At 74.8% G+C, this 13,779-nt stretch carries 13 protein-coding genes; 10 read left to right on the forward strand and 3 right to left on the reverse strand.

Going from position 1 to position 13,779, the window contains the following annotated elements:
• Positions 1-100: 100 nt before the first annotated feature.
• On the reverse strand, positions 101-1,927 hold the full coding sequence (locus GNZ18_RS35045) for a PucR family transcriptional regulator (RefSeq protein ID WP_156220964.1): 1,827 nt from the start codon (positions 1,925-1,927) through the stop codon (positions 101-103).
• 224 nt (positions 1,928-2,151) lie between these two features.
• On the opposite strand from GNZ18_RS35045, the gene GNZ18_RS35050 reads away from it, so the two are divergent.
• Genes GNZ18_RS35050 through GNZ18_RS35065 form a run of 4 tightly spaced genes read left to right on the forward strand, consistent with a single transcriptional unit; the run spans position 2,152 to position 7,000 of the window.
• Positions 2,152-3,087 carry an oxamate carbamoyltransferase subunit AllH family protein gene (locus GNZ18_RS35050; protein ID WP_308166041.1) on the forward strand — a complete coding sequence of 312 codons (936 nt, stop codon included), beginning with the start codon at positions 2,152-2,154 and terminating at the stop codon, positions 3,085-3,087.
• A 43-nt stretch (positions 3,088-3,130) separates the two neighbouring features.
• Complete coding sequence (locus tag GNZ18_RS35055; RefSeq protein WP_214617791.1) at positions 3,131-4,591, forward strand: AllF/FdrA family protein; 1,461 nt, start codon at positions 3,131-3,133, stop codon at positions 4,589-4,591.
• Positions 4,588-6,012 (forward strand): YlbE family protein, encoded by a 1,425-nt coding sequence (locus GNZ18_RS35060; protein ID WP_156220966.1) that lies wholly within the window; start codon positions 4,588-4,590, stop codon positions 6,010-6,012. The genes GNZ18_RS35055 and GNZ18_RS35060 overlap by 4 nt, the downstream gene beginning before the upstream one ends.
• 31 nt (positions 6,013-6,043) lie before the next feature.
• Entirely contained in the window at positions 6,044-7,000 is a 957-nt protein-coding gene (locus GNZ18_RS35065) for an aldose 1-epimerase family protein (protein WP_156220967.1), read from the forward strand.
• A gap of 14 nt (positions 7,001-7,014) precedes the next feature.
• Here GNZ18_RS35065 and GNZ18_RS35070 read toward each other — a convergent pair whose 3' ends face one another.
• Positions 7,015-7,452: a MarR family winged helix-turn-helix transcriptional regulator gene (locus GNZ18_RS35070; protein ID WP_156220968.1), complete on the reverse strand. Its 438-nt coding sequence runs from the start codon at positions 7,450-7,452 to the stop codon at positions 7,015-7,017.
• Positions 7,453-7,513: 61 nt separating this feature from the next.
• Between GNZ18_RS35070 and GNZ18_RS35075 the strand changes: the two genes are divergently transcribed.
• From GNZ18_RS35075 to fmdA, 4 genes are all read left to right on the forward strand, one after another.
• Positions 7,514-8,581: a substrate-binding domain-containing protein gene (locus GNZ18_RS35075; RefSeq protein WP_156220969.1), complete on the forward strand. Its 1,068-nt coding sequence runs from the start codon at positions 7,514-7,516 to the stop codon at positions 8,579-8,581.
• A gap of 190 nt (positions 8,582-8,771) precedes the next feature.
• Positions 8,772-9,050: an FmdB family zinc ribbon protein gene (locus GNZ18_RS35080; protein ID WP_156220970.1), complete on the forward strand. Its 279-nt coding sequence runs from the start codon at positions 8,772-8,774 to the stop codon at positions 9,048-9,050.
• A 13-nt stretch (positions 9,051-9,063) separates the two neighbouring features.
• On the forward strand, positions 9,064-9,687 hold the full coding sequence (locus GNZ18_RS35085; protein WP_156220971.1) for an AmiS/UreI family transporter: 624 nt from the start codon (positions 9,064-9,066) through the stop codon (positions 9,685-9,687).
• A gap of 85 nt (positions 9,688-9,772) precedes the next feature.
• Positions 9,773-11,020 (forward strand): formamidase, encoded by a 1,248-nt coding sequence (fmdA, locus tag GNZ18_RS35090; protein ID WP_156220972.1) that lies wholly within the window; start codon positions 9,773-9,775, stop codon positions 11,018-11,020.
• Positions 11,021-11,140: 120 nt separating this feature from the next.
• On the opposite strand, the gene GNZ18_RS35095 is transcribed toward fmdA, so the two are convergent.
• A complete protein-coding gene (locus GNZ18_RS35095) occupies positions 11,141-11,947 on the reverse strand; it encodes an SAM-dependent methyltransferase (protein ID WP_156220973.1) in 807 nt (268 codons plus the stop codon).
• 154 nt (positions 11,948-12,101) lie between these two features.
• Here GNZ18_RS35095 and GNZ18_RS35100 point away from each other — a divergent pair, with 154 nt between their 5' ends.
• Both GNZ18_RS35100 and GNZ18_RS35105 read left to right on the forward strand, forming a co-directional pair.
• Positions 12,102-13,325: a DUF6986 family protein gene (locus tag GNZ18_RS35100; protein WP_214617788.1), complete on the forward strand. Its 1,224-nt coding sequence runs from the start codon at positions 12,102-12,104 to the stop codon at positions 13,323-13,325.
• 82 nt (positions 13,326-13,407) lie between these two features.
• The gene (locus tag GNZ18_RS35105; RefSeq protein WP_156220975.1) at positions 13,408-13,779 is read left to right on the forward strand and encodes a nuclear transport factor 2 family protein; all 372 of its coding nucleotides are present in this window, start codon (positions 13,408-13,410) and stop codon (positions 13,777-13,779) included.

Raw genomic sequence — 13,779 nt, forward strand, 5'->3', positions numbered from 1 at the left:
ACCGGTGGCCGGGGCCGCCTTCCGTCGGCCCCGGGCCGGTGAGGGCATGCCGAGGACGGCGCGTGTCGGTGGGATCCCGCCGCGCCGCGCGCCGCTACGCTCAGATGCCACGCATGCGCAGCACGTGCAGGGCGAGGGTGAGGTTGAGCCGCAGATGCGCGTCCTCGGTGAAGGCCCCGAGCATCCGCTCCAGTTTCCCGATGCGATATCGCAGCGTGTTGTAGTGGAAGTGCAGGCGGCGCGCCGTCTCGGCGACGTTCAGGTTGGTCTCCAGCAGCACCTGGAGGGTGCGCCGCAGGTCCACCAGTTCGGGCTCGTCGTCGGCGGCGAGGTCGCCCAGCGTCTCGCGGACGAACGCGTGCAGCTCCTCCGGGTCCGACACCAGGCTCAGCAGCCGGTAGACGCCGAGCTGGTCGAAGTGCGCGCGGGCGCCCGCGCCGTGCAGCTGGCGCCCGACCCGCACCGCCTTGACGGCCTGCTCGTAGGCCTCGGGCAGCTCCGCCGGGGACGTCACCGTCCGGCTGATGCCGGTCGAGAACGTCCGCCGCACCGGCAGGTGCTCGGCGAACACCGACGACGCCTCCTTGACCATCGCCTGCACCGGACCGGTCGACAGCTCCGCCGGGTCGTCGCCGTCGGCGCCGATCACGGCCACGACCTCGTGCGCGAAGCTCGCGACCGCCGCGCCCTTGTCGTGCCGCCGGACGGCCATCGTCCACGCGGCGGCCAGCCGCTCCTGGGCGGAGCGTTCCTCGGCGCCGCGGACGCCGCGCGCCCCGCCGTCGGGCTCGGCCCCGGCGCCCATGGCGGCGCCCACGGCGGTGCCCATGGACGCGCCCGCCGCCCGGCGCCGCGCGTCGCGCGCCGCCCGGCCCTCGGGTTCGGCGCCCGGGGCGCCGCCGCGCGGGCGGCCGTCCAGCTCGGCCACGACCACCATCATCGGGCGGTCCAGGTCCCAGCCGAACCCGTCGCAGTGCGCGACGACCCGGTCGTCCTCGCCGGCGCGGCCGGCGAGGATGTCGCGCAGGAAGTCGGCGCGGTACTTGCTCTCCACCGCCGCGACGGCCTGCTGCTTGGTCACCACGAGCGCGGCCACGGTCGCGGCGCGCTCCAGGATGCCGAGGTCGGTGCCGCGCAGCGTGCCGCCCGGGCTGAAGGCGATGATGCGGCCGTGGTCGAACCCGCCCGCGACGACGGGCACGACCAGGTGGTCGGACGTGCCGTGCGCGCCGGTGATGCCGCAGCCGCCGCGTCCGCACGCGGTGTGGCGGCCCGCGTCGAACGCGCGCATCGCCTGGACGTGCTCGTCGGGGCCGGCTCCGGCCAGCACCCGCTGTTCGCCGTCCAGCACGACGACGGCGACGTCGAGCAGCGTCGCGACCTCGTCGACGACCTCCTGGAGGCCGCCGCCGCACAGCACGATCTGCACGAGCGCGCGGTGCACCTCCTCGGTGCGCGCGAGCACGGCGGCCTGCCGGTTCAGGATGTCGGTCAGTACCTGGTTGAGGATGTCGTCGAAGCCGACGTCGTTGGGGAGCAGGATCAGGGGGAAGCCGCGCCGGTCGGCCTGCGCGATCATTTCCGCGGGGAGCGATTCCAGGTAGCGGCCCAGTTTGATGGCCAGGGCCGCGAGGCCGCGCTCGTCCAGGTCGGCGACCAGGTTGTCGAGCGACTGGGGGGTGTTGCGCAGGGGGTAGCCGGTGGTGAGGAGGAGCTCGTTCGGCTTCACCCACGACAGGATGTCGGGGACCTCCATCACGTTGAGCCGCTGCACGATGCGTTCGAGGCCGGCACGGCCCGCGATGAGGCGCGCGCCGTTGAGGGTGCTGACGCCGAGGACCTCTCCGACGGAGAGGCCGTAGGTCAGCGTTCCGGTGCTCGCGAGCCTGAGGGCCGGTGGGCCCGGGTCCGCAGTGGTGTAACTCATGCCAGGGGTCACCTCGCCTTTTGGTGCGTACATCGCCCATTGCGGCGAGATCGCTACCAGTTCCTGATCAACCCTGACAACAAAGACGAACGATGACAACCATCCTTGGCAGCTTTCCCCATACGACCGTCGGGGGGCGCGGTCTAGCGTCTGCGCAGAGGCCGGGCCGCCCGCACGGTGGAGGCATCGGCGGAAGGCATCCGACCCCGGCCTCGGGAGGATCCGTGACTGCCCTGGTACGCGAGCCCATCCCGCTTCGGCACGGCTCCCGCCCCCAGACCGCGGGCGCCGCCAGCCTGGCGCTGCGCCCGCTGCTCGACGCGCCGCGCCGCGCGGCGCGCGTCCTCGCGGTGTTCCCGTCCGCCGTCTACCTGGAGACGCGCGGCGACCGCGAGCCCCGCGTGGTGGCCGTGGTCGGCTCCGACGCCAACCGGCTGCCGAACGCGATGGTGGTCGGCGCGGCCCGCCGCGACCAGCCGTTCCGCTCGATCCGCGAGGGCGGGGAGGCGTGGGTCGGCGACGGCCGCGTCGAGGTCGGACCGCTGAGCGTGCGGGTCCGCCGCTGGTGGGACCCCTCGCCCGCGCTCGGCGGGATGCGCCCCGCCGAGCTGGCCCGCGGCGTCCGCGCGCTGGAGACCGCGCTCGCCGCCGCCGGGATGACCGGAGGCGGCCTCGCCGGGCACCCCGACCCCGCGCGGCTCGCCGAGTGCTGCGCGGCGGACGACCTCGCCGGCGCGGTGGAGGCCGCCGAGCGCATCGTCGGGCTCGGCCCGGGGCTCACGCCGAGCGGCGACGACATCCTGTCCGGGCTGCTGGTGACGCTGCGGCTCGTCGGCGCGGCCGTCACCGGCGGCGGCCCCGCCGTGCGGCTGGCCGACTGGCTCGGCGCCGCCGTCACCGCCGACGCGGGCACGCGCACCACCGCGCTCGCCGCGACCCTGCTGCACTTCGCGGCGGCGGGCGGCGCGGGCGGCGAGGTCGCGGCGGTGCTGCGCGGCGTCGCCGGGCACGAGGCGGCGGCCCCGGCCGTGCGGCGGCTGCTGGCGGTGGGCCACACCTCCGGCGCCGACCTGGCCTGGGGCGTCCTCGCGGGCTGCCGCGCCGCGCTCGCGCTCTGCGCGCCCGCGGTGGCGCGCCAGACGCGCAGGGCGTCCGCATGAGCGTTCGCGCGGTCCGCCGGACGGCCGTTCGGGAGGGGCGCGGGTGAGCCGGTGGGTCGAGGTGCGGCCGGGCGGCTACCACGATTCGGTGACGCTGATGCGGGTGAGCCGCGCCGTGTCCGAGCGGGACGGCGTGGACGGCGCGATGGCGGCGATGGGCACCCCGCTCAACGTCGAGACGATGCGGCGGATGGGCTTCGACGTCCCGGCGGAGACGGGGCCCGGCGACCTGGTCGTCGCGATCCGCGCGCGCGACGCCGCCGCGCTGGAGGCCGCGCGGACCGCGCTGGACGGCCTGCTCGGCGAGGCGTCCCGCGTCCCCGACCGGGGCGGCCTGCTCGGCGAGGCCCCGGCGGCGCGCACGACCGCGTCGGCGGCGGCGCGCGCCGAGGCGACCGTGGCGCTGCTGTCGGTGCCGGGACCGGGCGTGTTCCCCGAGGCGATGGACGCGCTCGACGCGGGCCTCAACGTGATGATCTTCAGTGCCGGGGTGCCGCTCGCGCAGGAGATCGCGCTGAAGGAGGCGGCGGCGCGGCGCGGACTGATCGTGATGGGCCCCGACTGCGGCACCGCGGTCGTCGGCGGCGCGGGGCTCGGGTTCGCCAACGCGGTCCGGCCGGGCCCGGTGGGGATCGTCGCCGCGTCCGGGACGGGCGCGCAGCAGCTCATGTGCCTGCTGGACGCGGCGGGCACCGGCGTCAGCCACGTCCTCGGCGTCGGCGGGCGCGACCTGTCCTCGCAGGTGAGCGGGCGGTCGGCGCTCGCGGCGCTGGCGGCCCTGGACGCCGACCCCGGCACCGAGCTGATCCTGCTGGTCTCCAAACCGCCCGCGCCGCGCGTCGCGGACCTGATCCGGGAGGCGGCGCGGCGGCTCGACACGCCCGTGGTGTTCGCGCTGCCGATGCCCGGCGAGGACGACCTGACCCGCGCCGCCGAGACCGCGCTGCGCGCGCTCGGCCGCCCGGTGCCGCGCTGGCCGCGCTGGCCCGCCCGGCGGCGCCCCGCCGCGGTGGCGGGGCGGGAGCTGCGCGGCCTGTTCGCGGGCGGGACGCTGCGCGAGGAGGCCGCCGTGATCGCCCGCGCCGGGCTCGGCTGGGACCTGGAGGCGCGCGGCCACTCCCTCGTCGACTTCGGCGGCGACGCCTTCACCCGGGGCCGCGCCCACCCGATGATCGACCCGTCGCTGCGGCTGGAGGCGCTCGCCCACGCGGCGGCCGACCCGGAGGCGGGCGTGCTGCTGCTGGACGTGGTGCTCGGCTTCGGCGCCGAGCCCGACCCCGCCGCCGCGCTGGCGCCGGTGCTGGCCGCCGCGCTGAGGGACCGTTCCGATCTGGCGGCCGTGGTGTCGCTGTGCGGGACGCCCGCCGACCCGCAGGACCGCGACCGGCAGGCCGCGGCGCTGCGCGAGGCGGGCGCCGACGTGTACGCCTCCAACGCGCAGGCGGCGCGCCGCGCCGTCAAGCTGGTGGAGGCGCTGGAGCGCGCGGAAGGGGCCCCGGGATGAGCGGGACGAGCGGCGCGGAGCGGCACCCGCTGGGGGGCCTGCTCACGCGCGAGCCGGTGGTCGTCACCGCCGGGGTGGACGTGCTCGCGGACGCGCTGGCGGACCAGGCGGTGCGGGTCGAGCCCGTCGACTGGCGTCCGCCCCCGCCCGGGACGGACGCGGCGCTCGCCGCCGTCCTCGGCGCCCCCGGCCGCGCGGAGGCCAACGCCCGCGCGGTGGGCCGGATGGTGACCGCGCGCCCGCACCTGGTGGACGTGCGCCCCGCGCGGGAGGCGCTCGGCCTGGAGCCCGGCGCGTTCCTGCACGCGGGGCCGCCGCTGGAGTGGGAGCGCGCGTCCGGGCCGATGCGCGGCGCGCTGATCGGCGCGATGCTGCTGGAGGGGCTCGCGGAGACGCCGCTCGGCGCCGAGCGGGCGCTGGCGCGCGGCGCCGCGACGTTCGAGCCGTGCCACCACCACGGCGCGGTCGGGCCGATGGCGGGCGTGGTCAGCCCGTCCATGTGGATGCTGGTCGTGGAGGACGCCGAGCACGGCGGCAGGTCGTACTGCTCGCTGAACGAGGGCCTCGGGAAGGTCCTGCGGTACGGGGCGTACGGGCCCGAGGTGATCGAGCGGCTCACCTGGATGGGCGAGGTGCTCGGCCCGGCCCTGCGCGCGGCGGTGCGCCGGCACGGCCCGCTGGACCTGCTGTCGGTCATCGCGCAGGCGCTCCAGATGGGCGACGAGCTGCACAACCGCAACCGCGCGGCGACGTCGCTGCTGCTGCGCGAGCTGGCGCCCGACCTCGCCGCCGCGCCGGAGGTGCACCGCGACCGGGCGGCCGAGGCGCTGCGGTTCGCGGCGGGCAACGACCACTTCTTCCTGAACGCGGGGATGGCGGCGGCGAAGGCGGCGGCGGACGCGGCGCGCGGCGTCCCCGGCTCCAGCATGGTCGTCGCGATGGCCCGCAACGGCACCGACTTCGGCATCCAGGTGTCGGGCACGGGCGACCGCTGGTTCACCGGCCCGGCGAACGTCCCCCACGGCCTCTACCTCGGCGACCACGGCCCGGACGACGCCAACCCCGACATCGGCGACTCCGCCATCACCGAGACCGCCGGGATGGGCGGGTTCGCGCTGGCCGCCGCGCCCGCGATCGTCCGGTTCGTCGGCGGCGAGGTGCCCGACGCGGTCGCCGCGACCCGCCGGATGTACGAGATCACGCTCGCCGAGCACCCGGCGCTCCAGATCCCGCTGCTGTCGTTCCGGGGCACCCCCGTCGGCGTGGACGTGACCCGCGTCGTCCGCACGGGGATCCTCCCGGTCATCGACACCGGGATCGCCGGACGCGAGGCCGGAACGGGCCAGGTCGGCGCGGGGCTGGTCGAGCCGCCCGCGAACGTCTTCGAGGACGCGCTGCGCGCCCTCGCCGAAACGGCCTGACGCGGGGCCGCCCCCGGGTAGCGTCCCGCACATGACCGAGCCGACCACCACCAGGCCGACCACCACCGGGCCGACCACCACCGGGCCGATCACCGGTGAGCAGCACGCGCTCATCGCCGGGCCGTACCAGGCCGTCGTCACCGAGGCGGGCGCCGCCCTGCGCGAGCTGACCCACGAGGGGCGGCCGCTCGTGCTGGCCCACGGCGCCGGGGAGAACGCGCCCGCCGCGTCGGGGCAGCTGCTGGCCCCCTGGCCGAACCGGCTCGACCGCGGCCGCTACGCCTACGGCGGCGCGACCCACCGGCTCGACGTCTCCGATCCGGACCACGACTGCGCCATCCACGGGCTGGTGCGCTGGGCGCCGTGGCGGGCGGTGCTGCGGGAGCCGGACCGGGTGCGGCTCCGGCACCGGCTGCTCGGAACCGCCGGCTACCCGTTCCGCCTCGACCTGGACGTCGAGTACGCGCTGTCGGAGGAGCGGGGGCTCACCGTCCGGCTGACCGCCTCCAACCGCGGGGACGTCACCGCCCCCTACGGGCACGGCGCGCACCCGTACCTGACCGTCGGCGTGCCGATCGACGCGTGCACGGTCACCTTCCTCGCGGACCGGTACCTGCCGGTGGGGCCGCGCAAGCTCCCCTCCGGCCCGCCGCTGGACGTCACCGGCACCGACCGCGACCTGCGCACGGGCCCGCTCCTCGGCGACCGGCTGATCGACAACACCTTCACCGGCCTCGCCCGCGACGGCGACGGGCGCTCCACGGTGACGCTGGCGGGCGCCGGGCGCGCGGTGGCGCTCTGGTCGGACGAGGCGCACCCGTGGACGCAGATCTACACCGCCGAGGAGGCGGCCGAGCCCCGCGCGGGCCTCGCCGTCGAGCCGATGACGTGCCCGCCGAACGCGTTCGTGTCGGGCGAGGACGTCATCGAGCTGGCGCCGGGCGCGGCCTTCACCGGCACCTGGGGGATCCACGCCGTCGCGCCCTGAGCGCGCGGGACGCCTCAGGCCAGGCGGGCGGCGACGCGCGAGAGCAGGGCGCCGAGCAGCGCCATCTCCTCCGGGCCCACGGCGTCGGCGAGCCGCGCCCACTCCGCGTCGACCGCCCCGGCGAGCGTCTCGTGCGTCTCGCGGCCGCGCGGGGTGAGGAACACCAGCACGCGGCGGCGGTCGGCGTCGTCGACCCGGCGGTGGACGAGGTTGGCCGACACCATCCGGTCGACCAGCTTGGTGAGCGTCGGCGGCGGCAGCATCGCGTGCTCGGCCACCTCCGTCATCGCGTGGCCCCGGCCGTCGGCGAGCAGCCCGAGGACGCGCCACTCGTCCAGCCCGCGCCCGCCCTCGGCGAGCACGGCGGCCAGCCGCGCCGCGACCCGGCGGTCGACGAGCGCGAGGAGCTGGGAAAAGTCCCTTTCGCTGCGTCCTGTGCTTATTGCCTCCATCGGAGGCACAGGGTACCGTTCACAGACGAATTATTCACCTCTCAACCATGCGGACCTGCCGATGGTCTCGACGCCCGGCGACACGGAAACGCTCACGATCGCGCTGGTGATACCGCTGCAGGGCCCCGCGGGGATCTTCGGCCCGTCCTGCGAGCTGTGCGCGCGGCTCGCGGCCGAGGAGATCAACGGGCACCACGGCGTGCTGGGCCGCGAGGTGCGGTTCACGGTGGTCGACGGCGGCGCCGCCCCCGAGCGGGTGGCGGCGGAGGTCGACTCGCTGGTCTCCTCCGGCGCCGTCCAGGCCGTCACCGGCTGGCACATCTCGGCCGTGCGCGAGCTGGTCGCGCCGCGCGTCGCCGGGCGGGTCCCCTACGTCTACACCCCGCTCTACGAAGGCGGGGAGCGCGCCCCGTGGGTGTTCCTGACCGGCGAGACGCCGGGCCGCCAGCTCCGGCCCGCGCTGCGCTGGTTCGCCGACGAGCTGGGCGTGCGCCGCTGGGCGATCGTCGGCGACGACTACGTGTGGCCCCGGCTCACGGCCGGGGCGATCCGCGGCTACCTGGACGGCCTCGGCGGCGAGATCAGCGCGGAGTTCTTCGTCGGGCTCGGCACGCAGGACTACGGCGAGGTGCTGGCGCGGCTGGCGCGCAGCGGCTCCGACGGGGTGCTGATGCTGCTGGTCGGCGACGACGCGGTCGCCTTCAACCGGGCGTTCGCGCGCTCGGGGCTCGACCGCGACCTGGTCCGCTTCAGCCCGCTGATGGACGAGAACATGCTGCTGGCCACCGGCGCCGACAGCACCCGCGGGCTGTTCGCGGCGGCGGGCTACTTCGAGTCGCTGCCGACCGCCGGGGGCCTGGACTTCGGCGCCCGCTACCACCGCCGCTTCGGGGCGGAGGCGCCCGTCCTCAACAGCCTGGGCGAGTCCTGCTACGAGGGCGTCCGGCTGTTCAGCGAGCTGGCGCGGCGGGCGCAGAGCGTGGACGCGCGCCGGATGCGCGCGGTCTCCGACGGGCTCGGCTACGACGGCCCGCGCGGCGCGGTCGAGATGCGCGACCGGCACCTGCGCCAGCGGGTCTTCCTCGCCGCCGCCGACGGCCTCGACTTCGACGTCATCCACTGCCTCTGATTCCGCCCGTCCTCCCCCGCCGGCGGGGGGAATCCACCGTCTGACCTCCGCCGATCCGATTCGTCCTCGCAATCGAGGGCATCGGTTCCGATGCCGGTTCCACGGCGCTTCCGTCCGCCGGATCCGTCATTGACAGATACTTCCCCAAGAAATAGTTTCTGTGGGAAGTAAATCGGCTGGGAGGCCCGCCATGGTGACGTACCGATACCGCTGCTCCGGCTGCGGCAGCTTCGACCTCGCACTCCCGATGGGGCAGGCCGCCCCCGAGCGTCCCTGCGCGGAATGCGGCGGCGCCGCGCGGCGGGTGTTCACCGCCCCCGCCCTCGGACGCGCCGGGAGCCCGCTGTCGCGCGCCAGGGCCGCGCAGGAGGCGTCCGCGCACGAGCCCCGCGTCGTGACCCGGTCCGCGGAGCCGCGCCGCCCCGCGCCGCCGAGCGACCCCCGCCACGCCAAGCTGCCGCGGCCCTAGCGGGGAGCCGGTCATGGGAAACGTGGGCCTGCTCTACGTCGGAGCCGTGCTGTTCATCAACGCCATGATGCTGCTCGGCCGCGTCGAGGCGCGGGCGGCGGCCCTGCTCAACCTGTTCGTCGGGGCCCTCCAGGTCGTGCTGCCGACGCTGCTGCTGGTGAAGGCCGGGGACGACCTCGCGGCGATCACGGCGGCGTCGGGGATCTACCTGTTCGGGTTCACCTACCTCTACGTCGGCATCGGCCTGCTGGCCGGGCTCGACACCACCGGCGTCGGCTGGTTCTCGCTGTTCGTCTCGGTGACCGCGCTGGTCTTCTCCGCGATCAACTTCTTCGACGTCAAGGACCACCCGTTCGGGGTCATCTGGCTCTGTTGGTCGTTCCTGTGGTTCCTGTTCTTCGTCGTCCTCGGCCTCAAGCGCGAGGAGTACACCCGCTACACCGGCTGGGTGACGTTCGTCGCCGCCTGGGGCACGGCCGTGCTCCCCGCGTTCCTCCTGCTGACCGACCACTACACGACGGGCCCGGCGCTCGCCGTCCCGTTCGCGGTCTGCGCCGTGGTCGCCGTCGCGGGCCTGTGGGTCCTCGTCGGCCCGCGCCGCACGTCCTCCGCTCCCCCGACGCCTCCCGCCGCCTGACCCGTCCACGTCCGCGACACACAGACCCAGCACCGAGACAGCAAGGCACAGCACAGCACGGCACAGCACCCAGACGGAGGCACAGATGCCCGAAGTAGTGTTCAGCGTCGACCAGGCCCGGTCCATGCGCGACCAGGCGCACCCCGGCCACAACCGGTGGCACCACGCGATCCCGGCGGCGGCGACCGTCCGCCCGGGATCGGAGTTCCGGGTGGAGTGCCGGGAGTGGACCGACGGGCAGATCGGCAACAACGACTCGGCGAACGACGTCCGCGACGTCGACCTGTCGCCCTGCCACATGCTCAGCGGCCCGATCGCCGTCGAGGGCGCCGAGCCCGGCGACCTGCTCGTGGTCGACATCCTCGACATCGGGCCGATCCCGCAGGAGACCGGCTCGGTCCCCGGCCAGGGCTGGGGCTACACGGGGATCTTCGCCAAGCAGAACGGCGGCGGCTTCCTCACCGACCAGTACCCGGACGCCTACAAGGCGATCTGGGACTTCCACGGCCAGCAGGCCACGTCACGGCACATCCCGGGCGTGCGCTTCACCGGCATCACCCACCCCGGCCTGTTCGGCACCGCACCCTCGCCCGAACTGCTCGACCAGTGGAACCGGCGGGAGCGGGCGCTCATCGCCACCGACCCGGACCGGGTGCCCCCGCTCGCGCTGCCGCCGCTGGAGCAGGGCGTGCTCGCCGGGACGCTCACCGGCGCCGAGCTCGACGCGGTCGGACGCGAGGGCGCGCGGACCGTCCCGCCCCGGGAGAACGGCGGCAACCACGACATCAAGAACTTCAGCCGGGGCGCGCGGGTGTTCTACCCGGTGTTCGTGCCGGGCGGTCTGCTGTCGGGCGGCGACCTGCACTTCAGCCAGGGCGACGGTGAGATCACCTTCTGCGGCGCCATCGAGATGGGCGGCTTCATCGACTTCCACGTCGACATCATCAAGGGCGGCATGGAGAAGTACGGGGTCACCACGAACCCGATCTTCATGCCCGGCAACGTCGAGCCGCGCTACAGCGAGTTCCTGTCGTTCATCGGCATCTCGGTCGACCACGACACCGACACCAACCTGTACAACGACGCGACCGTCGCCTACCGCAACGCCTGCCTCAACGCGATCGAGTACCTGAAGACGTTCGGCTACAGCGGCGAGCAGGCGTACCTGCTGCTCGGCGCCGCGCCGATCGAGGGGCGCGTCAGCGGCGTCGTCGACATCCCGAACGCCTGCTGCTCGCTCTACCTGCCCACCGAGATCTTCGACTTCGACATCCGCCCGACCGCCGAGGGGCCGCGCCGCGCCGACCGCGGGAGCTGCGCCGTCTCGTCCTGACCGCGCCGTCTCCTCGAAACGGGACAGGACCCGCTCAGGGCGGCCCCCACGCGATGTGGCGTGTGGGGGCCGCCCGCCCTTTCCAGGCGGGCTCGCGGGCGTCGGGCCGACCGGCGGGCGTCAGGCGGGCTTGCGGGCCAGGGCCCCGTACATGTGGACGTGCGCGTCGTCGACGGCCGCCGCCTCCGCGTCGGGGTGCCAGTGGTTGACGAGGACGACGCCCGGGTCCAGCAGCTCCAGGCCGCGGAAGAAGCGCCCGAAGCGCTCCTTGTCGCGGGCGACGGTCGAGATCCCGTTCGCGTTGTAGGCGGCGACCCCGGCGGTGACCTCCTCGGGCGCGCTGTCGGCGGTGCACGCGGAGACGGCGAGCAGGCTGCCGGGCGCCAGCGGCTCCATGAGCCGGTCGAGGATCGCCTGCACCTTCGCGTCGTCGGGCATGAAGTGCACGATGGCGATCAGGCTCACCGCGACCGGGCGGCTCAGGTCGAAGGTGTCGCGCAGCTGCGCGGAGCCGAGGATCGCCTCGGGGTCGAGGAAGTCGGCGTCGAGGTAGCTGGTCCGGCCCTCGGGGGTGCTGGTCAGCAGGGCCCGCGCGTGGACGAGGACGATCGGGTCGTTGTCGACGTAGACGATGCGCGACTCCGGCGCGACCGACTGCGCCACCTCGTGCAGGTTCGGCGAGGTGGGGAGGCCGGTGCCGATGTCCAGGAACTGGCGGACGCCGTGCTCGGCGGCCAGGTGGTGCGCGAGCCGCGCCATGAAGTTCCGGTTCGCGCGCATCGACTTCGGGAGGTTCGGCCAGTCGGCGACGATGGCGCCCGCGGCCTCCCGGTCGGCGGGGTAATTGTCTTTTCCGCCGAGAATGTAGTCGTAAATACGTGCGGAGTGCGGTATGTCCGTCTTTAGGTCAATACTACTGTCCGTCATGTACAACCCCGAAACTGAAGTGGGACCTGTTTTCGGGATCATATGCCTTCTTGATCGCTAAGCGCCCACCACCCGCCCACCGCCCGTCCGCAGATCGGCGGCCAACCGCGCCGGATCGCTTCCGCGCCGCTGCGACATGCGGGATCATGACGGGGTGAACCTCAGTGTCTCCTCGTTCGACGACCTGTCCGCGCGCGTCGCCGCCCTGCGCGCCCGCCACGCCGAGCGCCGTCCGGGGCCCGCCGAGGGGCGCCAGCCGGTGCACACGGTCTACGTCCCGGCCGACCGGTTCTCCCGCACGGCGCCCGCCGACTTCGGCGCCGAGGCGCTGCGGCTGCTGAACACCCACACGCCCGGCGCGGGCTCGTTCGGCGCCGCCTTCGGGATGGACCCGGAGATCGCCGGACTGGTCCGGGAGCGGGTCGCGGCGAAGCTCGCGGGCGAGCCGGTCGAGGACGTGCGGATCGACTTCGAGGACGGCTACGGCGTGCGCGGCGACGCCGAGGAGGACGCGCACGTCGAGCAGGTCGCCGAGGCCGTCGCCGCCGCCTACCAGGTCAAGAGCCTCCCCCACTACTGGGGCGTGCGGGTCAAGTCGTTCGCCGACGGCGGCCACGACCGCGCGATGCGCACGCTCGACGGGTTCCTCACGACGCTGCGCGACCGGCTCGGGCGGCTGCCCGGCGGGTTCACCATCACCTTCCCCAAGGTGCAGAACTCCGGCCAGGTCGAGTTGTTCACCGAGTACCTGGAGCGGCTGGAGACCGCGCTCGGCCTCCCGGCGGGCATCCTGCGGTTCGAGATCCAGATCGAGACCCCCGACGCGCTCCTGGACGAGGAGGGGCGCGTCGCCCTGCTCCGCTACCCGGGCGCCGCCGCGGGCCGCCTCACCGCCGCGCACTTCGGCGTGTTCGACTACACCGCCGCGCTCGGGCTGCCCCCCGAGGAGCAGCGCCTCGACCACCCGGCCTGCGACTTCGCCCGCGACCTCATGCAGGTCGCGTTCGCGGGCACCGGCGTCCGGCTGTCGGACGGCTCGACCAACGTCATCCCCCGCAACGACGGGCCGGACGAGGTCAACGCCGCCTGGTCGGTGCACGCCGAGCACGTCAGGCACTCGCTGCGGCGCGGCTTCTACCAGGGCTGGGACCTGCACCCCGCGCACCTGCCGAGCCGGTACGCCGTCGTCTACGCCTTCCACCTGACCGGCGTCGACGACGTCATCGGGCGGGTCCGGGCCTGGCACGACCAGGCGGCGGGCCGCGCCGGGGTGCTGGACGAGCCCGCGACCATCACCGCGCTCGTCGGCCGGCTGCGCCGCGCCGTCGACTGCGGCGCGCTGGACGAGAGCGCGCTGCCCGCGTCCGAGGTCTCCTGACCCCTCCCGCTTCCCGCGGCGGTTGCCGCCGGACATTCCCTCGACTAGCTTTGAGTGAGTACTCACTCAGAAGGGGGATGCCATGTCGGCTGAAGAACGGGTGCGCGAGCTGAGCGGCCGGTGGGCGGACGCCGAGCGCGCCATGGACGCCGGGACGCTGGACGAGCTGCTCGACGAGGACTTCCGCGCCGTCGGGCCGGTGGGCTACGTCCTCACCAAGGAGCAGTGGCTCGGCCGCTACCAGGGCGGCCTGAACGTCACCGCGTTCACGCTGAGGGCCGTCGGGGTGCGGGTCTTCGGCGACACCGCGATCGCGATCGGCACGCAGGTCCAGGAGGCCACCCACCAGGGGCGCCCGACGGAGGGCAGGTTCCGCGTCACGCAGGTCTACCTCCGGCGGGACGACACGTGGCGCATCGTGAGCCTCCACCTGTCGCCGCAGCAGGCGCCCTGA

Origin of the sequence: Actinomadura litoris (assembly GCF_009733595.1) — a bacterium.
Classification (GTDB): domain Bacteria; phylum Actinomycetota; class Actinomycetes; order Streptosporangiales; family Streptosporangiaceae; genus Spirillospora; species Spirillospora litoris.

Bases quoted from the DNA above. Each gene is read 5' to 3' on its own strand.
- GNZ18_RS35080 (WP_156220970.1), top strand. From the start codon at position 8,772: ATGGTGACGTACCGATACCGCTGCTCCGGCTGCGGCAGCTTCGACCTC.
- GNZ18_RS35060 (WP_156220966.1), top strand. From the start codon at position 4,588: ATGAGCGGGACGAGCGGCGCGGAGCGGCACCCGCTGGGGGGCCTGCTC.
- GNZ18_RS35075 (WP_156220969.1), top strand. From the start codon at position 7,514: ATGGTCTCGACGCCCGGCGACACGGAAACGCTCACGATCGCGCTGGTG.
- GNZ18_RS35045 (WP_156220964.1), bottom strand. From the start codon at position 1,927: ATGAGTTACACCACTGCGGACCCGGGCCCACCGGCCCTCAGGCTCGCG.
- GNZ18_RS35105 (WP_156220975.1), top strand. From the start codon at position 13,408: ATGTCGGCTGAAGAACGGGTGCGCGAGCTGAGCGGCCGGTGGGCGGAC.
- GNZ18_RS35065 (WP_156220967.1), top strand. From the start codon at position 6,044: ATGACCGAGCCGACCACCACCAGGCCGACCACCACCGGGCCGACCACC.
- GNZ18_RS35070 (WP_156220968.1), bottom strand. From the start codon at position 7,452: ATGGAGGCAATAAGCACAGGACGCAGCGAAAGGGACTTTTCCCAGCTC.
- GNZ18_RS35095 (WP_156220973.1), bottom strand. From the start codon at position 11,947: ATGACGGACAGTAGTATTGACCTAAAGACGGACATACCGCACTCCGCA.
- fmdA (WP_156220972.1), top strand. From the start codon at position 9,773: ATGCCCGAAGTAGTGTTCAGCGTCGACCAGGCCCGGTCCATGCGCGAC.
- GNZ18_RS35085 (WP_156220971.1), top strand. From the start codon at position 9,064: ATGGGAAACGTGGGCCTGCTCTACGTCGGAGCCGTGCTGTTCATCAAC.